The sequence below is a fragment of the Actinocorallia sp. B10E7 genome (assembly GCF_039871655.1).
Classification (GTDB): Bacteria; Actinomycetota; Actinomycetes; order Streptosporangiales; family Streptosporangiaceae; genus Actinocorallia.
This window is the reverse complement of record NZ_JBDPLZ010000009.1, coordinates 219,497-243,113: the sequence shown is the minus strand read 5'-3', so window position 1 is coordinate 243,113 and position 23,617 is coordinate 219,497. Positions and strand designations below refer to the sequence as shown.

Annotated in this window: 28 protein-coding genes and 1 tRNA gene; 16 read left to right on the top strand and 13 right to left on the bottom strand. The window is 65.7% G+C overall.

Annotation, left to right across the window (positions count from 1 at the left end; genetic code table 11):
- Positions 1-254 precede the first annotated feature (254 nt).
- Both ABGB12_RS27985 and ABGB12_RS27980 read right to left on the bottom strand, forming a co-directional pair.
- Positions 255-1,088 (bottom strand): hypothetical protein, encoded by an 834-nt coding sequence (locus tag ABGB12_RS27985; RefSeq protein WP_347682453.1) that lies wholly within the window; start codon positions 1,086-1,088, stop codon positions 255-257.
- A gap of 1,426 nt (positions 1,089-2,514) precedes the next feature.
- Positions 2,515-3,063, bottom strand: coding sequence for a YrhB domain-containing protein (locus ABGB12_RS27980; RefSeq protein WP_347682452.1), 549 nt, complete (start codon positions 3,061-3,063; stop codon positions 2,515-2,517).
- Positions 3,064-3,309: 246 nt separating this feature from the next.
- On the opposite strand from ABGB12_RS27980, the gene ABGB12_RS27975 reads away from it, so the two are divergent.
- The 4 genes from ABGB12_RS27975 to ABGB12_RS27960 all read left to right on the top strand — a co-directional run bounded on the left by ABGB12_RS27975 (position 3,310) and on the right by ABGB12_RS27960 (position 6,051).
- Entirely contained in the window at positions 3,310-4,137 is an 828-nt protein-coding gene (locus tag ABGB12_RS27975) for a hypothetical protein (protein WP_347682451.1), read from the top strand.
- Positions 4,138-4,322: 185 nt separating this feature from the next.
- The gene (locus ABGB12_RS27970; protein ID WP_347682450.1) at positions 4,323-4,715 is read left to right on the top strand and encodes a hypothetical protein; all 393 of its coding nucleotides are present in this window, start codon (positions 4,323-4,325) and stop codon (positions 4,713-4,715) included.
- Between the two features lie 275 nt (positions 4,716-4,990).
- Positions 4,991-5,506: a winged helix-turn-helix domain-containing protein gene (locus ABGB12_RS27965; protein WP_347682449.1), complete on the top strand. Its 516-nt coding sequence runs from the start codon at positions 4,991-4,993 to the stop codon at positions 5,504-5,506.
- Complete coding sequence (locus tag ABGB12_RS27960) at positions 5,503-6,051, top strand: transposase (RefSeq protein WP_347682448.1); 549 nt, start codon at positions 5,503-5,505, stop codon at positions 6,049-6,051. The genes ABGB12_RS27965 and ABGB12_RS27960 overlap by 4 nt, the downstream gene beginning before the upstream one ends.
- Positions 6,052-6,373: 322 nt before the next feature.
- Here the strand turns inward: ABGB12_RS27960 and ABGB12_RS27955 are convergent, their stop codons facing one another.
- The 5 genes from ABGB12_RS27955 to ABGB12_RS27935 form a co-directional block, all read right to left on the bottom strand.
- On the bottom strand, positions 6,374-6,871 hold the full coding sequence (locus tag ABGB12_RS27955; protein WP_347682447.1) for a hypothetical protein: 498 nt from the start codon (positions 6,869-6,871) through the stop codon (positions 6,374-6,376).
- 1,380 nt (positions 6,872-8,251) lie between these two features.
- Positions 8,252-9,088 (bottom strand): hypothetical protein, encoded by an 837-nt coding sequence (locus ABGB12_RS27950; protein WP_347682446.1) that lies wholly within the window; start codon positions 9,086-9,088, stop codon positions 8,252-8,254.
- Positions 9,089-9,305: 217 nt separating this feature from the next.
- A complete protein-coding gene (locus ABGB12_RS27945) occupies positions 9,306-9,932 on the bottom strand; it encodes a hypothetical protein (protein WP_347682445.1) in 627 nt (208 codons plus the stop codon).
- A gap of 423 nt (positions 9,933-10,355) precedes the next feature.
- On the bottom strand, positions 10,356-10,874 hold the full coding sequence (locus ABGB12_RS27940; RefSeq protein WP_347682444.1) for a hypothetical protein: 519 nt from the start codon (positions 10,872-10,874) through the stop codon (positions 10,356-10,358).
- 137 nt (positions 10,875-11,011) lie between these two features.
- Positions 11,012-11,440: an ATP-binding protein gene (locus tag ABGB12_RS27935; RefSeq protein ID WP_347682443.1), complete on the bottom strand. Its 429-nt coding sequence runs from the start codon at positions 11,438-11,440 to the stop codon at positions 11,012-11,014.
- A gap of 325 nt (positions 11,441-11,765) precedes the next feature.
- Between ABGB12_RS27935 and ABGB12_RS27930 the strand changes: the two genes are divergently transcribed.
- The 12 genes from ABGB12_RS27930 (at position 11,766) to ABGB12_RS27875 (ending at position 19,792) form a co-directional block, all read left to right on the top strand.
- Complete coding sequence (locus tag ABGB12_RS27930) at positions 11,766-12,074, top strand: antibiotic biosynthesis monooxygenase (protein WP_347682442.1); 309 nt, start codon at positions 11,766-11,768, stop codon at positions 12,072-12,074.
- Complete coding sequence (locus ABGB12_RS27925; RefSeq protein WP_347682441.1) at positions 12,071-13,273, top strand: helix-turn-helix transcriptional regulator; 1,203 nt, start codon at positions 12,071-12,073, stop codon at positions 13,271-13,273. The genes ABGB12_RS27930 and ABGB12_RS27925 overlap by 4 nt, the downstream gene beginning before the upstream one ends.
- A 328-nt stretch (positions 13,274-13,601) precedes the next feature.
- The gene (locus ABGB12_RS27920) at positions 13,602-13,943 is read left to right on the top strand and encodes a hypothetical protein (protein WP_347682440.1); all 342 of its coding nucleotides are present in this window, start codon (positions 13,602-13,604) and stop codon (positions 13,941-13,943) included.
- A gap of 2 nt (positions 13,944-13,945) precedes the next feature.
- On the top strand, positions 13,946-15,304 hold the full coding sequence (locus ABGB12_RS27915) for an FtsK/SpoIIIE domain-containing protein (protein ID WP_347682439.1): 1,359 nt from the start codon (positions 13,946-13,948) through the stop codon (positions 15,302-15,304).
- 88 nt (positions 15,305-15,392) lie between these two features.
- On the top strand, positions 15,393-15,584 hold the full coding sequence (locus ABGB12_RS27910; RefSeq protein ID WP_347682438.1) for a hypothetical protein: 192 nt from the start codon (positions 15,393-15,395) through the stop codon (positions 15,582-15,584).
- Positions 15,584-16,300 carry a DUF2637 domain-containing protein gene (locus tag ABGB12_RS27905; RefSeq protein WP_347682437.1) on the top strand — a complete coding sequence of 239 codons (717 nt, stop codon included), beginning with the start codon at positions 15,584-15,586 and terminating at the stop codon, positions 16,298-16,300. Before ABGB12_RS27910 ends, ABGB12_RS27905 begins: the two co-directional genes overlap by 1 nt.
- 14 nt (positions 16,301-16,314) lie before the next feature.
- Positions 16,315-16,683 carry a hypothetical protein gene (locus tag ABGB12_RS27900; RefSeq protein WP_347682436.1) on the top strand — a complete coding sequence of 123 codons (369 nt, stop codon included), beginning with the start codon at positions 16,315-16,317 and terminating at the stop codon, positions 16,681-16,683.
- A complete protein-coding gene (locus tag ABGB12_RS27895) occupies positions 16,683-16,823 on the top strand; it encodes a hypothetical protein (RefSeq protein ID WP_347682435.1) in 141 nt (46 codons plus the stop codon). The genes ABGB12_RS27900 and ABGB12_RS27895 overlap by 1 nt, the downstream gene beginning before the upstream one ends.
- 11 nt (positions 16,824-16,834) lie before the next feature.
- Complete coding sequence (locus ABGB12_RS27890; protein WP_347682434.1) at positions 16,835-16,990, top strand: hypothetical protein; 156 nt, start codon at positions 16,835-16,837, stop codon at positions 16,988-16,990.
- 47 nt (positions 16,991-17,037) lie between these two features.
- Positions 17,038-18,441, top strand: coding sequence for a replication initiator (locus tag ABGB12_RS27885; RefSeq protein ID WP_347682433.1), 1,404 nt, complete (start codon positions 17,038-17,040; stop codon positions 18,439-18,441).
- Entirely contained in the window at positions 18,438-18,629 is a 192-nt protein-coding gene (locus ABGB12_RS27880) for a helix-turn-helix domain-containing protein (RefSeq protein WP_347682432.1), read from the top strand. Before ABGB12_RS27885 ends, ABGB12_RS27880 begins: the two co-directional genes overlap by 4 nt.
- Positions 18,629-19,792, top strand: a complete 1,164-nt coding sequence (locus ABGB12_RS27875; protein ID WP_347682431.1) for a site-specific integrase — start codon at positions 18,629-18,631, stop codon at positions 19,790-19,792. The genes ABGB12_RS27880 and ABGB12_RS27875 overlap by 1 nt, the downstream gene beginning before the upstream one ends.
- 69 nt (positions 19,793-19,861) lie before the next feature.
- On the opposite strand, the gene ABGB12_RS27870 is transcribed toward ABGB12_RS27875, so the two are convergent.
- The 6 genes from ABGB12_RS27870 to glp form a co-directional block, all read right to left on the bottom strand.
- Positions 19,862-19,935: transfer RNA gene (locus tag ABGB12_RS27870), tRNA-Ala, on the bottom strand.
- A 54-nt stretch (positions 19,936-19,989) separates the two neighbouring features.
- Positions 19,990-20,610: a hypothetical protein gene (locus ABGB12_RS27865; protein WP_347682430.1), complete on the bottom strand. Its 621-nt coding sequence runs from the start codon at positions 20,608-20,610 to the stop codon at positions 19,990-19,992.
- A 205-nt stretch (positions 20,611-20,815) separates the two neighbouring features.
- The gene (locus tag ABGB12_RS27860; RefSeq protein ID WP_347682459.1) at positions 20,816-21,421 is read right to left on the bottom strand and encodes a GNAT family protein; all 606 of its coding nucleotides are present in this window, start codon (positions 21,419-21,421) and stop codon (positions 20,816-20,818) included.
- A 35-nt stretch (positions 21,422-21,456) separates the two neighbouring features.
- Positions 21,457-21,945, bottom strand: a complete 489-nt coding sequence (locus tag ABGB12_RS27855) for a MogA/MoaB family molybdenum cofactor biosynthesis protein (protein ID WP_347682429.1) — start codon at positions 21,943-21,945, stop codon at positions 21,457-21,459.
- Entirely contained in the window at positions 21,942-22,421 is a 480-nt protein-coding gene (moaC, locus tag ABGB12_RS27850; protein ID WP_347682428.1) for a cyclic pyranopterin monophosphate synthase MoaC, read from the bottom strand. The genes ABGB12_RS27855 and moaC overlap by 4 nt, the downstream gene beginning before the upstream one ends.
- Positions 22,418-23,617, bottom strand: a complete 1,200-nt coding sequence (gene glp, locus ABGB12_RS27845; protein WP_347682427.1) for a gephyrin-like molybdotransferase Glp — start codon at positions 23,615-23,617, stop codon at positions 22,418-22,420. Before glp ends, moaC begins: the two co-directional genes overlap by 4 nt.

Sequence of the window (23,617 nt, the reverse complement as noted above, 5' to 3'; positions counted from 1 at the left end):
CCATTCGACTGGCGATTCACCCGTACCGACCTCAACCGGCTCCTAGCCCGCATCAGGCGCCACGACCGGCACGCACCACACCCGCTGGCTGCATGACCCCGACGAATTAACGGGCGCGACCACTAGCGGCCCCCCGCTAGCTATCGCGGCGGCTCGGCGGTTCGTGACGGCATCCGGAACGCCGATGCCGTCCGGACGGCGGGCCGGACGGCATCGGGTGGAGCGGTCCCGGGCGGTGCCCGAGACGGCGGTCATCAGTTCTGCGCGTCGGCCACCAGCGTGGACGGGCTCAGCGCACTGGCCTGGCTGACACCCTGGCCGTACATCTTGGCCCCCAGGTACATCTGCTGGGTCGTGCTGTTCTGGCCGCCTGCCGACGGAACTCCCGAGCGCCAGTCGGCCAGCGGCCCGAACAGGCCGCAGCCCTTGGTGGCGGGCACGGAGAAGGTGTTGTCGGAGACCGTTCCGCCGAGGACGTCGCCGTCATAGAGCTTGAGGGACTTCGGGTCGATGACCAGGTTGAGCTTGATCGGGTCTGCGGCGGAGCCGATGCCGCAGGTGGCCGGGAGCAGCAGGTTGCTCACCTTGAACCGCAGGTCCACGGTGGCCCTCAGAGTGGTGTTGTCCTCGGCCAGCCCCCACTTGAAGTTGCCCGTGTACTCGGGCGTCGCCTTGAGCTGGAGCAGGCTCAGGGAGTCGGAGCCCGGGATGCCGAGCAGGCCGCCCGGCACGGACAGCTGCGGAGCGCGCCACTTGAGCACGTTCTCGGTGACCTCGCCGGTCTTCGGGTCGATGCGGGCGAGGGCGGTCATCGTGATGGGCTGGTCGATCGGCTGGTCGATCCTGCCGAAGCGCATGTTGCCCGAGGCCAGGACGAAGACCTCGCAGATGTACTCCGACGGGTCGCCCTCGGCCGGCGGAGCGGCGGGGCAGTCGGCGTAGCTGATGTCGACCGGCGCCGGTTCGGCCGACGCGGGCGCGGCCGTCCCGAGCACGGAGGCCGGGACGAACAGTGCCGCGAGCGCGAGGGCGCGAAGCTTGGAGACGACGCTCCGGGAGGACGATGAACCAGGGGTAGCGAAACGCATGCAGAGTCGCCTTTCCACGCGGGGGAGGACGGGGGGTGGGATGAACGCGCTCCGACGGTCATCGGCCGTGCGCCCGGTCAGCGCAGAGTAAGCAGTGATCATCGTCACAATCAAGATTATGGGCCGGACGAAATCTGGAGCCGAAACCAATAACAGCCCCGGCCTTTGGAGATGACCGAAAGATCCGAATCGGTTACCCGCAGGTAGGCACTCTCCTCGCGGCCTGAGGGAAGTCCTCGGACTGCCTCGATTTCGAAACGGCCCCCAGCACTCCGACCCCACACACCGAACCGGCCGGCTCCACCGTCGCATACGGTCAGTGACCCGAAGAAGTCCAAAGCCCTGGAGAAGCTTCAGGAGAAAATCCGAGAAGCGTGCGATCGACCGGGCACAGGCTCGCGAGAAGGTCAGGCGCAACATCGTCATGCTCTGCGAGCCGCCCCGAGGCCGTGCGGGTCGGGCGTCCAAGGCGTTCACGATGGAGCAGGCACGCGCCGTGCTCTCGGCCACGGAGAAGACCTGCCCGCGGCTCCGTACGTACATATCGTGCTGTCCCTGCTCACGGGCGTCCACACGGAGGAACTGCGAGAACTCGTGTGGTCCCACGTCGCCGCCTTCGACCGCGAGGCCGAGCGGTACCTTCCGGTCACGGCGGCCGGCTGGAAGCATGGGGAACTCTCGGTCCTGTGGCAGAGCCTTCCGCAGGAACGTCAGTACGGCTACGTGTTCGCCACGCGGGATGGCAAGGTCCTGGATGCTCGGTACGTCCGCCGTCGGTTCCAGGTCGTCACCCGGCCGGGCCGGACTGCTCGATGCGGAGTGGACGCCCCGCGAGCTACGACACGGCTTCGTCTCGCTGATGTCTGCCGAAGGCGTCCCCTCGGAAGACATCTCCCGCTTGGTCGGCCACGCTGGGACGACCGTCAGAGAGACGGTCTACCGGAAGAGGGCCCGACCCGTTATGCAGGAGAGTGCGACCGTCATGGATCGGGCCTCCCCCCTGGCCACCTCCAAAGGCCGGTCAGGCGGACAATCGGTCTTCAGGGCCCCCAGGCACCAAAAAGGCCACTTCCGAAGATCGGAAGTGGCCTTTGACCTGGGTGGAGATGAGGGGATTCGAACCCCTGACCCCTTCGATGCGAAGCATCTTCGCCAAGATCCCCAGCAGCCGCCCCACTCCCCTTGACCAGCACCGAAGCTTCCTCAACGTCCGGCAGCGTCCGCCCTCGTCCGCCTCGGTCGTCACCCACTTAGACACTCACCCGAATCCGCGCAACTGCGAGAGCTACACCGCCTTGAAAGGGCGGTCTGGCCCAAGATCGCTGACCTGGCGATCCTCTGACCTGCGCCTTCTCGGGTCCTCTATCCGTGAGTGACCGCGAATGACTTTGATTTGCCGCTGGATCGGGCACGCAACGGGCACGCTTCAAGGCGGGGTCGGCCCGGTGATCGTCCGGACCTGGAGGACGGGGTCGAGCTCGGTCGGTTCTGGCGCGGTGAGAGCGGCCAGGTCTGCGGGAGGCGCCTGTCCGGCTTGGATGGCGGAGACGTAGGTCTGGGCTTGGGCGCGGGTGAGCCGGGGCGCTGTTCGCCTGAGGTGGTGCATGGCGGCGATCTTCCCGTGCTGCACGAGGATCTGCCCGACTTCGATGGCCATCAGGTCGGGGCCCGTAGGGCGTGGAAGGCCTTTGACTCTGTACCGGTAGTCCGACTCCCACTCGTCGTTGATGGCGGTCACCGCATGGATGGTGTGGATGCTGCCGTCTTCCCGGTCCACGAGGTAGGGACCTCCGCCCCCGATCCTGTGCTTCGGATCGCGGGTGCGGAGCCAGGTGTCGGAATCCCAGTGGACCAGCCAGACCAGCTCATGTTCCTCTACCGCACAGACGGTGAGCGGGCCAAGATCGGGGTGATTGCGCTGTACCTGCGCCAGGATCTCCTCGACGAGCTGGACCGCACGGTCTCTATCGATCATCTGCCCATGATGGATGCCGGGCTTCCCTGATCCAACGAGATTCCTAGCAGCTGGACGGACGTGAAGCCGGAGATCTGATGACGAGGGAACGGAATCCTTGAACGGCCAGAAGACCGGTCCATGCGATCTCGTTTGCTTCGCGGCTCAGCGGACTCCGTGACGGCGATTGCCGTGTCCTCCAGCGAAAAATGCGCACATCTCGGTATCTTTTGCACTGCAACCCCTACATCTGACTGCGAGGGTGGAATGTCAGCGCAAGATCAACGCGAGCAGAGCGACAGCGATGGCGAGCGCGAAAATACTGCGGCGTCATCCGCTTCCTCCAAAGGTACGAGGCTCCGCGAGTTTTTGAAGACTGCCCCAGGCCTCATAGCCGTCACGGTCCTGACGACAGTAGTCGGAGCAGGTGCGACCCTGGCATTCACCGCAGCCACCGATTTCTTCAAGAAGCGGGACCTCGCCGAGAAACCGGTGACGATCTCAGTGGAGACCAACCCGTTCAAGATCGCCGATTTCGCAGATTTCGGAGCGTCGGTCGTTGCACCTCCAGGGTTGCGGAACGGCGGCACTGGGCCAGGAGAAGGATGCAGTGGCTTCACCGACTGGGCTACTGCAGGCGGTGGCATCGATGCGGGCATCAGTCGCCTTCGGGTGGTCGTCGAAGCCCGAGGCGACAAACAGGTTCATCTGGTACAAATGCGCGTGGTGATCGATGAGGCCACCGACCCTGCGGACGGAGAGATCCTGATCTGCCCAAGTGCAAGCGCGACCAGTTCTAGAGCCCTGGAGATCGACCTAGACAATCCGATAGGCAAAGTAAATTACTACAACGAGAAGGGCGATCCTTTCGGCTTTGTGGTCGGCAAGGACGACAGCGAGGTCTTCCTCATCGAGGCGAAGACAAAAAAGCACCAATATAAGTGGCATCTCGCCCTCAGCACGATCCTGGATGGCAGATCTCAAGAGATCCGCATCGACAACGCTGGCCGACCCTTCGAAACGACCCCGTGGCCGACCAGTGCGGAATCCTGGTCCTGGGACTGGTCCCACTCATGGCTCCAGAGTCAGCCATGACAGCGGAAGCCGCATCTGGCCCTCTGAGCCGTCACAGAAAACTCGTTCTGGTGCTAACTGCTGCCGGGGGAATAGGTTTCGGAATCCTACTTGGCTCGCTCATCCTGCGAAGTTCCGATTCCCTGCCGTCCCGTCAGGCCACTCCGACGGCCGTGAGCCTGCAAGCCACTACGCCCCCTCCTCCCATGACCAAGGCACCGGCGAGCCAGGATGTGCCAAAGACCGGCCCATGCCGCGAGAGCGCGCTGCGCGCCGTTCCTGAACTCGGAGAGAAGGACCCCCTAGGAGGCGGGTACGAAAGCTACTTCTATGACGTTCTCAAGGTCCATGCCTGCAGCAACGAAATGGCGCTGATCGAAGCTAATCATTCAGCAGGCTCCACCTACAACTACTGGGTTCTGATCGCCGACAGCGACTCGACATGGAAGATCGGTGCCATCGCCGGAGTCGGCTCGGATACACCGCAGAGCGCTCCACTGTTCAACCGCGCAGAAATCGACAAGGGAACCGGCGGCAAGTCCGCGGAACTCCTAGATCTGGTCGGCGACCTGCCGGGTGGGCGTCCTCTATTCGAGTGAGCACCGAACCAGCCGTGCCCACTGTTCGTTACCGCGAGGGTGTGTTCAGCGATTGTAGGACAGCACCGTTGACCTACTGTTTACAAGCAAGATCAGGGGTGTCTACGACAGTCCAGATCAGCCTCCTGACCTGCGCGGCAATACCTCGACAGTCCGCCCTCGTCCACCAGCATCCGGAACCGCTGTTAACGAGGTTTCAGGCGTGATGTCGCTGGTCTGACAGATGGCGTCTGGAGCGGTATGTGTGGTGTATCAGGTATCCGCAGGGTGGCGGGTTGACCGCTGAACGGCGGGCGTTTCGTGAAGGGATCCGGGCGCGGGCGGCCGGGTTGTTCGCCGCTGGCGTGGACAATGCGGCGATCGCCGGGGAGCTGAGGGTCGGTGTCCGGTCCGTGCAGCGCTGGCGCAGGGCATGGCATGCCGGGGGATTGCCGGGGTTGCGGTCGAAGGGGTCGGCGGCGCGGCCGAAACTGAGCCCGGCTCTGTTCGCGGTGTTGGAGACCGAGCTCGATCGGGGGCCGGCCGCGCATGGCTGGCCGGACCAGACCTGGACGCCGGCCCGGATCCAGACGCTCATCGGCCGTCGTTTCCACAAGAGGGTCAGCTTGTCGGGCATCTGCCAGATGCTGCGGCGCAACGGCTGGACACATCAGAGTCCCGCCCGCACAGCGGTCGAGCGGGACGATGCCGCGGTGGCCAGCTGGGTGAGGGAGACCTGGCCGCGCGTGGAAAAACCGCGGCGGCGCTCGGTGCCTGGATCGTCTTCGAAGACGAAGCCGGGTTCTCGATGACGCCGCCGACCCGCAAGACCTGGTCCCGCCGCGGCCGCACCCCCCTCATCCGGATCCGGGGACGCTCTCAACGCCGCTTCTCCCTGGCGGCCCTGGCCTGCTACCGGCCCGGTGAGCGGTCCCGGCTGATCTACCGGCCCAAACGGCATCCCGACCACAAGAGCGCCCAACGCCGCAGCTTCGCCTGGAGCGACTACCGCGACCTGCTCACCACAGCCCACCAGCAGCTCAACGGCCCGATCGTGCTGGTCTGGGACAACCTCAACGTCCACCGGGACAAGCGGCTGAAAGCGTTCGTCGACGCCTCGGCCCGGCTCACCGTCTTCTACCTGCTGGCCTACGCACCCGACCTCAACCCCGTCGAGACAGCCTGGTCCCTGCTGCGCCGCAGCAGCCAGACCAACCGGCACTTCACCGAACCCGACCAGCTCCTGACCACCCTGCGCCAGGGCCTGCGAAAGATCCAATACCGCAGCGACCTCATCAACAGCTGCCTCGCCGCCACCGGCCTTACCCTGACGACATCACGCCCAAAAGCTCGTTAGCAGTGTGTTAGCAACAGCCTCCGCCCCTCCTCGCTCTCTGGCCCCGTCGGCAGCAACCTCGTCCCGAATTGGTGATCACTGGGTTCTCGGAGGGAAGCAAGCAAGTTGAGCAGATGGTCTAGCTCAGGGACGATTGTGCACCCCGAAGACAGAGTGACGCGATAGGAGGTCATGAACTCGCCTTCCGCAGAGGTTGCTCGAGGACCTTCAGCCTTGCAGACGGGGCGGACACAGCATCTCGTTGCTCCAACGTGGCTTGATGCAGATGCGTTCTGGACTCTGGAAAGGGCGTCGCGTAATCCGCCAACTGAACCCGGCGTCGTCATGCGCCTTTTATCTCCAGTATGTTCAGCCGCGCCCTCGCCGTTTCAACGGCAGCCAGGCCGATCTGTGCATGATCGAACTGCTGCGCCTGCCTCGTCACACGCATTCCGACCTTGTCCCAGAAGCCACCCTCACCAGGCGCTGTCTCATACCCGCTCGCCCACGCAAACACGAGGCGGAGCTGGCCCGCGACTCCCTCGAGCTGGCCACGTAGCAGTTCGTCGCTGACCCGGTCGATCTGGTCACGAACGGCACTCTCCGCGTCCCGACGCTGTGCATCCTCCACGAACCACTTCACCTCACGCGGTGATGCCGAGACATCCTCGAAGAGCGTCCGGGCATACACGAGGGCGGCACGAATATCTTCAGACGCGGCACCGAGCTTGCGTCGTTGCCGACGCCAGTAGCCGGCGGAGAGCGCGTTGAGGATGTTCCACGTCAAGGCGATGGGCCCAGCGGACACCTTGAGAGCCTCTACTACCTGGTCGAAAGTCATGATCTAAGTCTCTCAGCATGCACAGATGTACGTAGTTCACGAACGCGACACGTAACGCATGGCCGAGTTGAGATGATCAAGGGCTCGGTTTGGGATCATGCTCCTGAGCTGGGGCCTTGGTGCTTGGAGCGGATGACGGGAATCGAACCCGCGCTATCAGCTTGGGAAGCAGCCCATACCGCCGCCTCACCAGCCCTGACCTGCACAACCGCCTACCCATGGATGGCCCCTGTTGCCTCTTGTTCACCCCGGCTAATTGCACGCTAGATACACGCGAGCGGGCACCCTCTTTCGGCATCGGGACGCTTGGTCAACCGACCCGCCTCGCTCCGGAGTGCTCGTCCACGCGAACGGCGAGACGCTGTGACAGAGGGATTCGCGTGGACGAGCACTCCGGCCGGCAGGGGGTTGGGGGCCGCGGCCCCCGCTTCGGACTCGATCGACCTTCTCCTATTCGATAGAGCGACCCATTACGAGTCATTCAAGACCGCCCATATCTATCCCCTGACCTGCTGTCGAACCTGCGCAACGTCCAGCCCACTGCTGTCCAGGCATGTTGTTACGTAGCACCGGCGTTATCGTAGCCGCATTTGGCGATCTTGATTACGGGCGATGGGTACAGGACCCGACCAACATCACGAAATATCGATGCCAATGTCACCTTTCAAGCGTGACAAACCCGCCATGGATGCATCACACTGTAGGAAGATTCATGGGGAGGCGAGCGCCAGCCAGGAGCGTGTTCATGTCTAAGTACAACTGGTCTTCCGAAGAGAAGGTTCCTCCCGAGGAAGAGATTTTCTGTCCGGCATGCCAGCGATCCTTTCGATATAAAGACCAAGCTGGCACAACTTTTGAGCAAATATGGGGCGCCATAGGCTCTTCTGTAGTTCGAATATTTGATCCATTTCATATTCCCAAACTTATTACGCGCACCCCAAATGCCGGAGGGGCGGGTTGTCCCTATTGCAGGGAGTGGCTAAATAAATGCCCAGTCAGCTCCTGTGGTAAGTGGAGTATCGTCTCAGGCAGTCAGGCTGGAGGGGGAGTCACCTGTCGAAGCTGCGGCAAGAGCTTCACTGGTGGATAATGAGGCTGAATTTTCGGGGTTATTGATGCCCTCTTGGGCGACATGATTACCGAGGCTGAATTTTCAGGGTCAGGTCGGTAGCACCGTGTTAGCGCATTCCGCGCGCCAGGAACTTGATTGCCCGTTGACAAACCGACCTAGACCGCAAGAGCCGGCAAACTCTGAGGAGCAGAGGTGGCGTCGCAGCCGATCACTCCCAGCACCAGCCCCGGTGAGGTGATCGTCAAAGTGGTATCGCAGAGCGACGGGTTCTCAGTCACCTCCGGCCCGTCCAACCTCTTCCACCACTGTTAACGCGGCTTCTGAGCCCACTGAAGCAGCGAAGCAATCAAGCCAGGACGCCTAACACGACGCTCGAACATTGCGGTTTCATCTTTAAAAGCGTTTATGACCGGGTATGGAAAATGGAAAAACTGCGAGCGGCCTTCCATTCCCCCATTATTCCACTCGTAGCGAATGCCGATAGGCCCGACATAGGCGGCGAATACATATCGCTCGAAGCGGGTTACGCCTTTGTCAACCTCGACAAAGTTCGGACTAATAGAAAATCCACTCTTGTATTTCTTGCGAATTGTGTCGGTCGTAATGACAGCCATTTGAGCGTCCGTCATATCAGTCTCCCCGCCCAGGAAGGCGCGAAGAGATTCTGGAATAGGAAGACCTTCTCGGGCCATTCGGCAACCAAAGTGCTTGCCGTAGTACCGCGCGAGGTTCAGGGCCGAAGCTTGCCATGAATGACCGTAGACATGCCGAAGACTAACGCCCGGCATCCTGTGCAATACGGTTTCACTAACATATTTTGAATAAATTTCGTAGGCGTCATCGAAAGGCTTGGATGCCTTGTTGTTGCAGGGCTCACACAGCGACTTGGGGAACTTAATTACTCCGTAGCGATCTCGGTTGACGCCGCTCTTCCCTCTAATCTCACGTATATCCTCACCTTGCCCCCAAAGCAGGAGGCCGCCGTCGCCCATTAGACGGGTCAGATCCGTGCGCTTGAACTTATGCTCGCCAGTCGTCGCGGGTCGCTGCTGGCACCACCAACACAATCCTGTCGGTGCGATCAAGAGGTGACTGAGTGCTTTAGGGTCAAGTAGAGGGTGCCCTTCGAACACTTGATCTGACATGCCACCTATTAAACACCTTGATCGAGATTCCACTGAACGGTTTTCTCATCGGGCCTCCGCAAGGCATCCGGTGGCAAGCCGACCCGGACCGCAGGAGCCGCCAGGCTCCGAGGACTGGAAGCGGTGCGGCAGCGATCGCCCCCAACCCCACGGAAACCGCAACCCCGCTGTGGCGATCGTAGGGCGATCCCCCAACTACTTTATATAGAGGTCGAGGCTATGGCACTTCACGCTCGATCTTGTACGCGGTCGGCACTCCATCTAGGAACCCAAATGTGATTCGATAGATGGCACCGTTCCGATCCTTGAGGGCAATATTCCATTCCCCCTGCTGAAGATCTTCAGACTCGGAAACGATCTCTAGCTCATCGTCAATGTCCGGAAGTGGGTCCATCGAGTCTGCGATCATTCCGTATCGACTGCCGATTACCCACCTCGCATAGCTAATTGCATATTCGCGCGTAAAATCACTGGGATACCCTTCGGGCCAAAGCCCCTTTTCGCGCTGCTTAAGAAATAGTCGTCGAAAAAGATCGACAGTTAGTGCCGCAAGAATTCCATCAGCAAACGACTGGCCTAGAAAGAGCACGACATCAAGGGTGTGACCCCCATCGGCTCCCCAGCTAAACCGTCCTTCGTTGACCGAAAGGACATATACGCGTGGTTCGGTACGTACGATCGACTCAAGCTCATCATGGATGGCCCTTGCGTCGCGTCTCGGGAGCTCTGCCTCCATAACCCAAAGCGTTGCAGGAGGAGCACCAGCAGACTTCTTCTGCCCGACGTAGACCCGAACACGCGTCGGGGTGTCGTCCGGATAAGGGGTCAAGACCTTCTCGTTCATGGCGAGCGCTCCGAGTATCCATCAGCAGTTAGGTCGAAATTGAGTCTGCACCATCGGTGAAGATCTTTTACGTTTTTTCGATAACCCGTTTCCCCCGTCCTCCCTTCCACCTCCATTCTTAGGAGAGCGTTCGCCACGGCAAGGCCTGGCTTGCCGACCACGAATGCGGCTTAGCCTTGACGTAGTGGGTGGTCTCCGGACGCTCCTGAAGTGAGGGCATCCCCAGGAAGAAGGCTGTCCTTCAAGCTCAAGGAGATAGCCGCCGAAACGGCGCGGGCCGTGGCGGGCGGGACCGGGCCGCAGAGCCCGCAGCCCGCCCGCTAGCGAGCCCGCGCGGCGGGCCGCTTGCGGGCCGCCCTTGAAACCGTAGAGAAAGTTCTCATCCGGGGTGGCGGGAGGCTTGTCCTGGGATCGATGGGGGCTTCAGGTCCACAGGTCGTCGGCTTCGTGGCCGGACGGGTCGGTTCCTCGGAGGTCTTCGTTTAGTCCGTCGATGTGCCGTCCGGTGGGCTGGCCGTTGTGGGTGGTCTCCTGTAGCGACCAGCCTGGAAGAGCGGTGTGGCCAGGGTTGTGAGAGTGGCACTGGAGTATGTCGACTGCGGTTGAGATCGCTTCGAAGGCTGCGGCTCTCATGGCTGTGATGAGGTCAGCGCGGTTGGCGCCGGCCTCCAGGAGACGGTGGGCTGCCGGGGTGTTCTCGACGGCTCCGGGGCGCTCCCACCCGTTGATGCCTTCGGCCCACAGTTGCCGCAGGATGAGGAGGCGGGCCAGCTGTGGGATGTCCTGGTCGACTTCGGACTGTGCCCACTCTTCGGGGGCGTCGGCACCGAGTTCGATGAAGCGGTCTCGCAACATGACCGCTGCGTCTTGTTTGTCTTCGGGCAGTGTGCTCAACCACTGCTCCCACCTGCTGTCGTGCGTATTCGACATGCGGTAGAGCATGACGCACGCGCCTCAGGCGGGCTGTGGCTATCGGTGCCTGCCTGTGTGTCTGTCCTGCACGATCAGGATGACGAAGGTAACGAGAACGGCCAGTGTCATGAGGGCCAGGAGCACGATGCCGATGATGCCCAGGAGCGTCATCGGGTCGCCTCGGTGTCGGGCTGGCAGCGGCAGCTATCGAGGGTCCATTGGGTGGTGGTGCTGTGGGCGTCCTGGTGGGTGTGGAGGGCGCCAGCGGTGAAGGTGGCGATGGTGAAGAGGCCGCGGCCGCCTTCGGCTAGAGCCTCGATGAGGGCGTCGTCGGCGGGGTCGTCGAGATCGAGTAGGTGGGTGATCTCGGTGCCGATCTGGGTGGGGATCTTGGGCACCTCGTCGGCGGGCGGTTGGTGGTGGACGAGGTTGCCGGTGAGGCCTTCTGGGGTGTGGGCGAGAGTGAGGGTGACTTCGCCTCCGCCTGCGTGGGTGGCGACGTTGCCCAGGAGCTCGCTGAGGACGAGGGCGAGCTCGTCGCGGGCGTCGCAGGTCGGGGCGGTGAGGGAGAGAGCCCAATAACGGGCTTCGGCCACGCCTTCGCCTGAGGGGCTGATTTTGAAGGGGTGCTCGGCAATCCAGGGGCCTGCCGGGTCTCGTGGAACCAGGGCGCTGAAGGGGGTGTGGGGTGGGATCACCCGGCCTTCGCGGATGGCTTGGATGAGGGTTGAGCTGAAGGGATTCTGCGCGTCTCTGCTTGCAGGAGTCATCGGGGCTGCCTCACGATCTCGCAGGTCAAGGACAGGGCGAGCATTGTACTGATATTTAAAGTACGGCTATAGTAGAAGTAGTACAACCCATACGGAGTATCAGTGCCGCACAATAGGTACGGATCTCGTCGTCCAGTGATCGGGAGGGCTCGTGTTCGGGCTTGTCGTGCGGTTCACCTGCAAGGATCAACAGAGCGCCGAGGCGTTCGATCGGCTCGTCGCTGAGACGATCGAGGGGATCAAGGAGCGGGAGCCTGGAACGTTGGTGTACGTCTCGCACCTGGTTGAGGGGGAGCCGCTTCGGCGGGTCTTCTACGAGCTGTACGCGGACCGGGCGGCGTTCGATGCGCATGAGGAGCAGGAGCACACCAAGCGGTTCCTGGCTCAGCGGGGGGAGCTACTCGCCTCGGTGGAGGTCGAGTGGGTGACGGCGCAAGTCGGTAAGGGGATCGCTTCGTGAGTACGGAGTATCAGCGGGCGCTGGGGCGCAAGATCGCCCAGGAGCGCAAGCGGCGTGGGTTGTCTCAGGCGGAGTTCGCGCGGCTGATCGATCGGTCGGTGGCCTGGGTGTCTCAGGTCGAGCGCGGTGTCCGCAAGGTGGACCGGATGTCGGTCCTCGAGGCGGTCGCCGAGGCGTTGGAAGTGCCGCTGTCGGAGCTGGCGGCTGAGGCGCCCGTCGTGGCTGCGGTCGCTGAGGAGATGCCGGGGGCGGCGAGTCTGCGGCTGGTGCTCTCGGGGTCTCATTCGCTGCGGGCAATGCTGCACGCCTCGCCGCTTCAACCCGTTGCAGAGCTGGCTAAGCGGGTGGACAAGGCGTGGGAGCTGACGCACGCGGCCCGGTATGTGGAGCTGGCGGACCTGCTTCGGGACCTCATACCTGCACTGGAGACCGCGGTTCGCTCTGCCCCCCAAGAGCAGCGGGTGCAATTGTCGGAGTTGCTGGCTGTCACGTATCAGGCGTGTTCGGCGGCATTGGCGAAGCTGGTGGAGCCTGAGGCGGCGTGGATCGCGGCTGACCGGGCGATCGCTGCGGCCGAGCGGGCGGGCGATCCTCTGCTGATGGCGGCGGGGGCGTTCCGGCTCGGGTTCGTCTTCCTGGGTGCGCGGCACTTCGACCAGGTGGAGGAGACGGCGCGGACGGCTGCGGACGCGCTGTGGCACCTGGCCGACGAGGGGCAACCGGAGGCCATGTCGTTGTGGGGTGGGCTCACCCTGCAAAGGGCTGTCGCAGCTTCCCGCCTGAATGAAGCCGATGCGGCCTATGGGCATCTGGCGCGGGCCCGAGAGGTGGCCGAGCGGCTCGGGGACGGGCACAACCACTACAACACCGAGTTCGGGCCGGCGAACGTCGCGCTTCACGAGATCGCCGTTGCGGTCGAGCTCGGGGACGCCGGTCACGCACTGCGCGTCGTGGGGACGGTCGATGCCTCGATGCTGTCGAACGAGCGGCGGGGGCGGCTGCTCATCGACGTGGCCCGCGCGCATGCGCAGCGGCGGCAGATCGACCAAGCGGTCTCCGCGCTCCTGCAAGCCGAGGAAGTGACCCCGGAGCAGGTGCAGAACCATCGGATGGTGCGTCAGCTCGTGGCCGATCTGCTCACGATGCAGGACCCGCCCCCTGCTGAGCTGCGGGAACTCGCCGAACGAGTGGGTGCGTAGAAAAAGTACTAACACTCGCACTGAAAGTACTAGTAGAAACCTCGGGTACGGGGTAGCGTCTGTGGTGTAGCTGGAACGGCTCTCCTGATGGAGGTGACAGCCCACCACAGACGCTCTTCGCGTTTCAGGGGCGGAAGCAGGAACACCGCTCGTGGAAGGCGGCAGTACAGGCCACGAATGAAAGTGGCCTGAGCGGGAGACCCGCCCAGGCCGGATGCGGATAGCACCCTAGTTGGCGCTTCGATGCTACCCGCACCGTGACTGCTGGCGCGTGTCCTCCCTCGTCCAAAACACGCCCTGAACAGGGCAGACGAGAGGTCTCTTCACCATGCGCAACATTCCGATCGATCTCAACCGCTTCGCCTTCGTGTGCGTCTCCCCGCCCCGCCCGAAGCTGGTGAGCATGGAGACCGGGGAGGTCAAGCAGGACAAGGAAGGCAACACCGTCTTCACCGTCGGCCTGTCCGCGGCCGACGTCGAGACCGGCCGGGTGGAGTTGATGAACGTCTCCATCTCCGGCGACCCCGCCGTCTCAGTCGGCCAGATCGTCCAGCCCCTCGGCCTGGTCGCGATCCCCTGGGAGCAGCGGCGCGGCGGCGAACTCCGGTGGGGCATCGCCTTCCGCGCCTCGGCCATCGCCCCGGCCGCTCCGAACGTTCAGGCGGCCTGAGCATGAGCGCCAACGAGAACCTTGTCCTCGGGCTCGTGGTCCTGGCCGCTGCGGCGGCCGGGGCCGCGGCCTGGCGCCACTACGCGCCCGCCTCCTTCTGGTTGTGGGTCGGCTTCCCCCTGCGGGCCCTGGTCGTCTACCTGACGTGGGGACACGTCGCCTACGGATGCAAGCTGACCCGCAAGCGCCACCGGGTCCGCCTGTCTCTGGAAGCCGTTCCTCTGGCCTCGGCCGCCAGCGAGATCACCACGTTCACGCAGCGCCGCAGGGTGCGGCGGGTGCCGGTCGACAAGGCTCCCCGCCTCGGGCTGATGCGGCCCACTGCGCTCGGCTGGCGGGTGCGGGTGCACCTGCACGATGGCCAGATCCCCGCTGACTACGTCGCGGTCGCCGAACGCCTCGCGCACGCTTGGCGGGTCAACACCGTGCGCGTGGTGGAGGACAAGCCGGGCCGTCTAGTCCTGGTCGTCAACCGCTTCGACGCTCTCACCTCGGTGGAGGGCTCGCCGGAGACCGGAGAGCTCCTGCGGGTGCGGCCGGGGATGCTGGAGACCGGCCAGCCGTGGGTGATGGACTTCCGGATCATGCCGCACTGGCTGAACGCCGGAGCCACGCAGTCGGGCAAGTCGACACTGATCAACGCCGTCATTCGCGGGCTGGCTCCGCAACCGGTCGCCCTGGTCGGTTTCGACCTCAAAGGTGGGGTCGAGCTGACCCCGTACGCTCCCCGGCTGTCGGCGCTGGCCACCACCCGAACCGAATCCGTCGAACTCCTCGGCGGCCTGGTGCAGATCTTGGAAGACCGCATGCGGCTGTGCCGTAAAGCTGGAGCGCGCAACGTGTGGCAGCTCCCGGTGGAGATGCAGCCGGTTCCGGTGGTGGTGCTGGTCGACGAGGTGGCCGAGCTGTTCCTCATGGCCGACAAGTCCGAGAAAGACGAGGTGGCCAAGACCGCAACGGCTCTCCTGCGGGTGGCTCAGCTCGGACGGGCGTTCGCGGTCTACCTGATCGTCTCCGGGCAGCGGATCGGCTCCGACCTCGGGCCCGGCGTCACCGCCCTACGCGCCCAACTCACCGGAAGGGTCTGCCACCGGGTGAATGACCCGGAGACGGCGAACATGACCCTCGGCGACCTCGACCCCGCCGCCCTCGACGCAGCCCGCGCTATCGCTCCGGAGACTCCGGGCGTGGCAGTGGTGGCTGGCCAGGACGGCGGCTGGCACCGGGCCCGCTCCGTCCTGGTCACCGAGGACGAAGCCGAACACGCGGCCCGCACCTACGCCCATCTCACCCCGGCCTGGTCCGACCTCGTCCGCACCGGGGACGGCCCGTCCTCCGTCCCGGACACCTGGGCCGCCTAACCCCGGCCTGTCCTCTTCTTCCTCGGCTCGGCGCAGCCTCCAAGCGCCATGTCCCTACCCGTCCCATGCCTGAAACCGGGAGACACCCATGTCGAAGCTTCACCGCTCGCCCTCGATCACCTGGAACGCCCTGACCTCGACGCACACCGCGCGCTGCGGCCGGTGCGGTGAGTCGGTCACCGCTCACCGCTACACCTGGGCAGCGACCTGGGCCGAGAACCACGTCTGCGACACCGAACTCCTCGAGCTGCTGGCCGTTCTCGACGGGCGGGCCGCCTGATGGGCCGCGGCCTCCTGGCCCTGCTCGCCGACTCCGGACCCGTGGTCGTCCTGGCGGTCATCGCCGCTGCGGGCTCGTTCACCCACATCCGCGACACCGCCACCGAGCACGGACAACACGGCTGGATGGCCTGGGCCATCGCGGTCTGCATCGACCTCACCTGCGTCATGGCCGCCCGCGAACGCCAACGCGACGCACGCACAGGCAGGGAGACAGGGCCGCTGTCGTGGCCGACATCCGTCCTGGTCGGCGGGATCCTGCTCTCCCTGGCGGCCAACCTCGCCCAAGCCGAACCCACGGCCTGGGGCTGGATCACCGCAGCGACCCCGGCCGGGGCGTTCCTGGTGGCCGTCTCGATGCTGGAGCGCCGCGCGGCTACTCGTCCTGAGGCGGACGGGGTCGAGTCCGGGTCGTCCTCGGTCGAGCGGCTCGACCCTCCTCCGTCCTGGGGCCGTCCCGACACCGACACCTCGTCCCCGGCCGTCCCGCTGCCCTCGGCGGCCGTCCCCGCCCTCGACCAGCCGCAGGACGAACCCGCACCCGAGCAGGACGAGCAGCCGTCCGGGCCCGCACCCGAACTCCTCGCCTACGCCCGCCAGGTGGCCGACGAACACCACACCCAGCACGGGCGGCCGATCACCCGCGACACCTTGCGCGCCCGCCTGGGTGTGTCGAACCAGCTCGCCTCTGACCTGCTGCACCGCATCCGCACCTGACAAGGAGAAACCTCATGCTCAAGAAGCTCATCGTCCCCGGTGATCTGTTCGCCCGCGCCCAGACCATCAGCGGCCTGCGCCAGCTGGCGGACTTCCTGGAGGCCAACCCGGCCGTGCCGGTCAACGAATACGGCTACGACCTGACCTTCTACACCACCCGTTGCATCGACACCGCTCAGCGCGAGCAGGTCCACGCCGTCGCCGCCCTCCTCGGCGTCACCCCGTACGACGACACCGACCACGGCGGACACCTCAACGCCTGGCGGTCGTTCGGGCGCGTCACCTACTCCATCTGCCACATCCCGCAGCGCAGCCGCGAGGACTTCCGGGCTCGCTCCTCCTACGAGAACAACATCGTCCTCGACACCGACCGGGCCGCTTGATGACCGCCCCGGCCGAACCGGTCCGCCCCCTGCCGCTGCTGCCCGTACGTGAGCGGTGCTGCGACTGCGGCGGCGGGGGCCTGACCTCCCACGGAGACACCTGCCCCTCCTGCCTCGGCTACGGCCACAGCCACTTCTAGGAGACCTGATCGTGTTCCTTCGCCGTGCTGGCTGCCTGCTCGTCGTCCTCGTCCTGGCCCTGTTCGTCCTGCGTCACCCCACGGATGCCGCCGCTACCGCCACCGGGCTCGGTCACCTTCTGGCCGCCCTGGCTGATGCCGTGGCCACCTTCGCCACCGCCCTCTAACGACCCGCTCTGTTGCTGTCCGTCTGCTGAACGGAGGACTTCACCCCGTGTCGCTGGTCGAGATCACCCCCCAGGTCAGCTTCTCCCTGGCCGCACGCGCCACCCGCCCCGACTACGGCAGGTGGGCCGCACAGATCCGCCACACCGGCGGCTGCGCACAACCGGTCCACCTCAAGGGGCGCGTGACCCACCTCGACCCGATGACGGGGGAAGTCCTCCGCCACTACTCCACCTCCACCGAACCCGATGGCGTGCTGCGGGTGGCGTGCAAGACCCGACGCGCGTCCCGCTGCCCGGCCTGCGCAGAGATCTACCGCGCCGACACCTACCAACTCGTCCGCGCCGGACTCGTCGGCGGCAAGGGTGTGCCCGACACCGTGACGGCGCATCCGGCGGCGTTCGTCACGCTCACCGCTCCCTCCTTCGGCCTGGTGCACACCACGAGGAAGACCAAGGCCGGCAAGCCCGCCCCTTGCCACGCTCGGCGGGATGCAGGGCTCTGCCCGCACGGAAAGCACCTGGCCTGCACGGAACGGCATCATGCCGACGATCCCCGCCTCGGCGAACCCCTGTGCGGCGACTGCTACGACTACTCCGGACAGGTCCTCTTCAACGCCCTGGCCCCCGAACTATGGCGGCGCTTCACCCTGGCGCTTCGGCGACGCCTGGCCAAGTCCGCGGGCCTGACCCTCACCGCGCTCAAAGACGCGCTCGTGATCTCCTTCGCCAAAGTCGCCGAATACCAGCGGCGCGGAGTCGTCCACTTCCACGCCGTCGTGCGCCTCGACGGACCCGACGGGCCTGCCTCGACCCCTCCCGGCTGGGCCACCTTCAACGCCCTGGACGACGCCGTCGACCACGCCGCGAGCGCTGTTCAGGTCTCCTCGCCCGAGGCAGAAGGACTGCTATCCCGCTCGTTCCGGTGGGGCCGTCAGCTCGACGTCCGCCCGATCAACGCATCGGGCGAACTCACCGACCGGGCCGTTGCGGGCTATGTCGCCAAGTACGCCACCAAGGCCGCCGAATGCGTGGGCACCTTGGATCGCCGCATCACCAGTGCCGACGACCTCAACGCCCTACCCGTGCGGGAGCACGCACGGCGGCTGATCGCCGAGTGCCTGCGCCTGGACGGTTTCGAGGAGTTGGCGGACCTGCGGTTGGGCCAGTGGGCTCACATGCTCGGCTTCCGCGGCCACTTCTCCACCAAAAGCCGCCGCTACTCCACCACCCTCGGCGCCCTCCGAACCGCCCGCGCCGAACACCAGCAGCGGCAGGCCGAAGAGCTCACCACCGGACGGCTGCCCCTCTTCGAAGAGGACACCGTCCTCGTCATCTCCCACTGGAGCTACGCCGGACAAGGCCACACCCCAGGAGAGCTTTTCCTGTCGGCCGCGCTCACCGGCCAGACGCTCCCGCAATCCCTGCACCCGACTGGAAGGAGCACAACGTGAACCGCACCTCGGAACTCGTCCTCTACCGGGTTTCTGACGTCACGGCGCGGCTGCGGCTGAGCCGGACCGTCGTCTACGAACTCCTGCGCTCGGGACGGCTGCGCTCCGTCAAACAGGGACGAACCCGCCTCATCCCCGAAAGCGCCATCCGCGAGTACATCGCCCTCCTGGAAAAGGAAGCTGCCTGATGAGCAAACGTCGCGCACGTGGTGACGGCGGTCTGCACTGGGACGAATCCCGGCAACGATGGATAGCCACGGTCACCACCGGCTACACCCCCGCCGGAAAGCGCATCGTCCGCAAAGCCAGCGGTAGGACCAAGACAGAAGCCAAGCAGAAGCTCAAAGAGACGCTTCGGGACCACGAAGACGGCCTGGTCATCGCACCGACCAATTACACGGTCGCCGACGCCGTCAATGACTGGCTCCGATACGGCCTCGTCGGCCGGAGCAGCCAGACCGTGGAGACCTGCACTCTCCACGCCAGAACCCACGTCATCCCCGGCCTCGGCGCGCGCAAGCTCCGAGACCTCTCTGCCGAAGACGTCGAACGCTGGCTGGAGCGAAAAGCGGAGACCTACAGCACCCGCACCCTCCAAGCGTTCTATTCCGTCCTCAACCGGGCGGTGAAGCGGGCCATGGCACGCGACAAGGTGAAGCGGAACGTCGTGGCCCTCTGCACGGTGCCGGAAGGACGCTCGGGCCGTCCCTCGAAAGCGCTGACCTTCGAGCAGGCCGCGGCCGTCCTGGACGCCTCCGAGCACACGCCCATGTACGCCTACCTCGTCCTGTCCATCCTGATCGGCGCCAGAACCGAAGAACTCCGCGCGCTCACCTGGTCCCACGTCGACCTCGACGGAAGGCCAGCAGCGGCAGGCCTCCCCGAACAGCCTCCCTCGATCCAGGTGTGGCGCTCAGTACGGGAAGGCGGCGACACCAAGACCAGGAAGTCACGTCGAACCCTCGCCCTCCCCGACCGCTGCGTCCAGGCCCTCAAGGCCCACCGCACCCGCCAGGAGGTCACCAAGAAAGCCGCGGGCAACGAGTGGCAGCACCTCGATCTCGTCTTCTGCACCCGCACCGGAACCGAACTCGACTCCCACAACGTCCGCCGCTCCTGCCGGAAGGTCTTCGACAAAGCCGGCCTCGTCGGCTCCGAGTGGACGCCCCGTGAGATGCGGCACAGCTTCGTCTCTCTGCTCTCCGACGGCGGCATGCCCCTGGAGCAGATCGCCCGCCTCTGCGGCCACGCCGGAACGACGGTCACCGAAGCCGTCTACCGCCACCAGATCCGCCCAGTGATCCTCGAGGGCGCCGAGACCATGGACCGCCTGTTCGCCCGAGCCCCGTAGTCACTCAGTCAGTCACCCAGCACACCAAAAAGGCCACTTCCGAAGATCGGAAGTGGCCTTTGACCTGGGTGGAGATGAGGGGATTCGAACCCCTGACCCCTTCGATGCGAACGAAGTGCGCTACCGGACTGCGCTACATCCCCGAGGAACGGGTCAACCTTAGCAAACTTTGGGGGGTGTTCGTGCAGGGCGGTGGGTCAGTCGCCGACGGCTCGGGGGGTGTCGTCTTCGGTGGCGTACTGGTCGAAGACTTCCTGGGGTGGGGTGAAGGTGATGATCTCGGCGGTGGGGAGGGGCTCTTCTTCGAGGGTGAGGGGGGCGGGGGTGGTTTCGCGGGTGGCGCGGCGGGCTTCGAGGGCCTCGAGGCGGCGGGCCTGGTCGATCTTGCTGGCGGTGCGGAGGAGTGCCAGGTGGCCGAGGAGGAGGGCGGTGGGGGGGAGGGGGATCCACCAGGGGGAGGCGGTGAGGGCCGCGGTGATGATCGCCGTCAGGGTCAAGAGGGTGAGGGCGGCGGTGCGGCGGCGGCGGCGGGCGATGATCGCGGCGCGGCGGATGGAGGGGGCGGGGCGGTGCGAGGACAAAGGAGGGGGGAAGCCTGCGCGGGGAGGGCCGAAGTCCTCGGTTTCGGGGGTGTGGTCGACGGTGGCGGCGTCGTCGAAATCGTACTCGTCGGACTCCGACTCGGGGATGGAGCGGCGGGGGATGAGACGGGTGAGACCGGTGGAGGCCGGGGTTTCGGGCTCGCGGCGGAGCCACATGGGGACGAGGACGACCGCCCAGACAGCGACTATCGCCAGGTACAGGAGGGTGCTGCTCATCTACGTCCCTCCCGCGTCGGCCTGTGGTGAGCACGTTCGGGAGCCGGACGGCTCCGGGACGAATACATGCTCACGTCCGAGCACGGTAGGACGCACTGTCTTCGCTTGACGAGCATACGGGGCGGTGTGTCGTGAGATCTCTGTAGCTATGACCCGTTGTTGGGCGAAGTTTTCTTGATCATTAAACGGGTCGGGGGGTTAGGTGTCAGTGGCGGGCGCTACGGGCGCGCCAGCGGGCGCGGAGGCCGTCGGGGACGTCCTCGGCGGTGAGGGCGTAGCAGATGTGGTCGCGCCAGGCGCCGTCGATGTGCAGGTGGCGGCGGCGCGTGCCCTCGTCCCGGAAGCCGAGTTTCTCCACGACGCGGCGGGAGGCGGCGTTCTCGGGGCGGATGGACGCCTCGACGCGGTGGAGGCCCACGTTGAAGAAGCAGTGGTCGACGGCCAGCGCCACCGCGGTGGGGATCACACCCCGGCCGGCGTAGTCGCGGTCGATCCAGTAGCCGAGCTGGGCGTTGCGCGCCGAGCCCCAGACGATGGCGCCGATGGTCAGCTGCCCGGCGAACCGGCCGTCATAAGTGACGACCCACGGCAGCGCCAGACCGCTGCGGGCCTCCTTCCGCATGGCGTGGACCATGCTCAGGTACGGGCCCAGGCCGGTTCGGAACAGCGGTGTCTCGGGGTTCGTCGGTTCCCACGGGCGCAGCCATTCGGCGTTGCGGACGCGGACGTCACGCCAGGTGGCGGCGTCCCGCATCCGGATGGGGCGAAGACCGACCGGCCCCTCGTTCAGAGTGACCGGCCACCCTCTCATGCGTTCCACGCCTCCATGATTGCCTGCCGGAGCCGTCACACGCCATCCGGGACCCGCGGGTGGTCTCCGCCGCGTATCTGCGAGACGGCGTGTTCCAGGATCGGCCCGAGGACGGACATTCCGTCCCGCACTCCCCCGGTGGACCCGGGAAGGTTGACGATCAGGGTGTCTCCTGCGAGCCCGGCGAGCCCCCGGGAGAGGATCGCCGTCTTCACCGTCCCGATCCGGCGGATGGCCTCGGCGATGCCCGGGACCTCGCGGTCCATCACCTGGCGTGTCATCTCTGGCGTCCTGTCGGTCGGGGTGAGGCCCGTCCCCCCGGACGTCACGACGACGTCGTAGCCGTCCGTCACGGCTTCCTTCAGGAGGTCCAGGACGGCTTCGCCGTCGGGGACGACGCGCGGCCCGTCCACCTGGCAGCCCCATTCGCGCAGCAGTTCGGCCAGCACCGGCCCCGAACGGTCCTCGTAGACGCCGCTCGCGGCCCTGGTAGAGACGGTCACCGCCAGGGCGCGCATGCTCATGTGTCCTCCCCGGGACGGGTCCAGTTTCCGGTCTTGCCCCCGGTCTTCTCCACTACCCGCACATCGGTGATGACAGCCGCGGGATCGACGGCTTTGACCATGTCGATCAGCGCCAGTGCGGCAACGGTGACCGAAGTGAGGGCTTCCATCTCGATTCCGGTGCGGTCGGCTGTCTTGGTGGTGGCGGTGATCTCGACTCCGTCGTCGACGATCGAGAGGTCCACCTTGACCCCGTGCAGGGCGATCGGGTGGCACATCGGCACGAGGTCGGGTGTCTTCTTGGCGCCCATGATCCCCGCGATCCGCGCGACGGACAGCGCGTCGCCCTTGGGCACCGCCCCGTCGCGCAGGGCCGTCACGCACTCGCCGCTGAGACGGACGAATCCGCGTGCGGTGGCGGTGCGGGCGGTGACTTCTTTCGCGGACACGTCGACCATCCGTGCCGCGCCGGACTCATCCAGGTGCGAGAACTTCACGAGGGCAGCCTAAGGACCGTGACGGACGCGCCTTGCGGCACCTCCGTCACGTCCGGCGGGACGACGATCAGACCGTTCGCCTCGGCGAGCGCGGCCATCTGGTGGGAGCCCTGCGCCGAAGCGGGACGCACCGTGTAGGAGCCGTCCGCGAACGTCAGTTCGGCGCGCAGGTAGTGCTCGAGTCCTTCCGGCGACGTCAAGGCGGTCTCGCAGCGCGCCGTCACACCGGGCAGGCCCTCGGGTTCGAGCCCTTGCAGGTATCGCAGGGCCGGCCGTACGAACACCTGGAAGGAGACGTACGCGCTCACCGGGTTGCCGGGAAGGGTGAAGATCGGGCAGCGCCCGTCCAGGAGGCCGAAGCCCTGGGGTTTGCCCGGCCGCATCGCGACCTTGTGGAAGTCGACTTCCCCGCCGCCGGAGAACGCCGCCTTCACCACGTCGTAGACGCCCATGGACACGCCACCGGTGGTGATGATGGCGTCAGCGCGGGCCAGTTCCTCCTGGAGGGCCTTCCGAACGAGTTTCGGGTCGTCGCCAAGGAAGGACTGCCGGAGCGGCTCACCGCCCGCCTCACGGACGGCGGCGGCCAGCATGAAGCTGTTGGAGTCCCAGATCTGCCCGTACTCCAGCGCCTCGCCGGGATCCTTCAGCTCGTCGCCGGTGGAGAGCACGACGACCCGGGGCCGGGGCCGCACCGGCAGATGTGAGCACCCGACCGCGGCGGCCATGCCGAGCTGGGCGGCGCCCAGCCGGGTACCGGAGGAGAGGACGACGGCGCCGGCGCGCACGTCCTCCCCCGCCCCGCGGATGTAGTTGCCCGCCGGGGCGCCCCGGTCGATCCGGACGGTCCGCGCTCCCCCGTCCGTCCACTCGACGGGGATCACGGTGTCGGCTCCGGGGGGCAGCGGCGCCCCGGTCATGATCCGGGCGGCGTGGCCGGGCTCGATCCCGGCCCGTCCGGGGGCCCCCGCCGGGACATCGCCCACGACGGGCAGCACGGCCGGCAGGGTCTCCAGGTCGGCGGCGCGGACGGCGTAGCCGTCCATCGCCGAGTTGTCGAACGGCGGAAGGTCCACGGGTGCGGTGACCGGCTCGGCGAGCACCGTTCCGGCCGCCTCCAGAAGGGGCAGCCGCACCGGGTTCAGCGGGGTGAGCCGGGAGAGGATCTCGGAGAGATGCTCGGAGACGGTTCTCAT

What these genes read in the sequence shown, in the direction of transcription:
- ABGB12_RS27985 (WP_347682453.1), bottom strand. Translation starts at nt 1,088, where the DNA reads ATGCGTTTCGCTACCCCTGGTTCATCGTCCTCCCGGAGCGTCGTCTCC.
- ABGB12_RS27980 (WP_347682452.1), bottom strand. Translation starts at nt 3,063, where the DNA reads ATGATCGATAGAGACCGTGCGGTCCAGCTCGTCGAGGAGATCCTGGCG.
- ABGB12_RS27975 (WP_347682451.1), top strand. Translation starts at nt 3,310, where the DNA reads ATGTCAGCGCAAGATCAACGCGAGCAGAGCGACAGCGATGGCGAGCGC.
- ABGB12_RS27970 (WP_347682450.1), top strand. Translation starts at nt 4,323, where the DNA reads ATGACCAAGGCACCGGCGAGCCAGGATGTGCCAAAGACCGGCCCATGC.
- ABGB12_RS27960 (WP_347682448.1), top strand. Translation starts at nt 5,503, where the DNA reads ATGACGCCGCCGACCCGCAAGACCTGGTCCCGCCGCGGCCGCACCCCC.
- ABGB12_RS27955 (WP_347682447.1), bottom strand. Translation starts at nt 6,871, where the DNA reads ATGACTTTCGACCAGGTAGTAGAGGCTCTCAAGGTGTCCGCTGGGCCC.
- ABGB12_RS27950 (WP_347682446.1), bottom strand. Translation starts at nt 9,088, where the DNA reads ATGTCAGATCAAGTGTTCGAAGGGCACCCTCTACTTGACCCTAAAGCA.
- ABGB12_RS27945 (WP_347682445.1), bottom strand. Translation starts at nt 9,932, where the DNA reads ATGAACGAGAAGGTCTTGACCCCTTATCCGGACGACACCCCGACGCGT.
- ABGB12_RS27940 (WP_347682444.1), bottom strand. Translation starts at nt 10,874, where the DNA reads ATGCTCTACCGCATGTCGAATACGCACGACAGCAGGTGGGAGCAGTGG.
- ABGB12_RS27920 (WP_347682440.1), top strand. Translation starts at nt 13,602, where the DNA reads ATGCGCAACATTCCGATCGATCTCAACCGCTTCGCCTTCGTGTGCGTC.
- ABGB12_RS27915 (WP_347682439.1), top strand. Translation starts at nt 13,946, where the DNA reads ATGAGCGCCAACGAGAACCTTGTCCTCGGGCTCGTGGTCCTGGCCGCT.
- ABGB12_RS27910 (WP_347682438.1), top strand. Translation starts at nt 15,393, where the DNA reads ATGTCGAAGCTTCACCGCTCGCCCTCGATCACCTGGAACGCCCTGACC.
- ABGB12_RS27905 (WP_347682437.1), top strand. Translation starts at nt 15,584, where the DNA reads ATGGGCCGCGGCCTCCTGGCCCTGCTCGCCGACTCCGGACCCGTGGTC.
- ABGB12_RS27900 (WP_347682436.1), top strand. Translation starts at nt 16,315, where the DNA reads ATGCTCAAGAAGCTCATCGTCCCCGGTGATCTGTTCGCCCGCGCCCAG.
- ABGB12_RS27895 (WP_347682435.1), top strand. Translation starts at nt 16,683, where the DNA reads ATGACCGCCCCGGCCGAACCGGTCCGCCCCCTGCCGCTGCTGCCCGTA.
- ABGB12_RS27875 (WP_347682431.1), top strand. Translation starts at nt 18,629, where the DNA reads ATGAGCAAACGTCGCGCACGTGGTGACGGCGGTCTGCACTGGGACGAA.
- ABGB12_RS27865 (WP_347682430.1), bottom strand. Translation starts at nt 20,610, where the DNA reads ATGAGCAGCACCCTCCTGTACCTGGCGATAGTCGCTGTCTGGGCGGTC.
- ABGB12_RS27860 (WP_347682459.1), bottom strand. Translation starts at nt 21,421, where the DNA reads ATGAGAGGGTGGCCGGTCACTCTGAACGAGGGGCCGGTCGGTCTTCGC.
- ABGB12_RS27855 (WP_347682429.1), bottom strand. Translation starts at nt 21,945, where the DNA reads ATGAGCATGCGCGCCCTGGCGGTGACCGTCTCTACCAGGGCCGCGAGC.
- glp (WP_347682427.1), bottom strand. Translation starts at nt 23,617, where the DNA reads ATGAGAACCGTCTCCGAGCATCTCTCCGAGATCCTCTCCCGGCTCACC.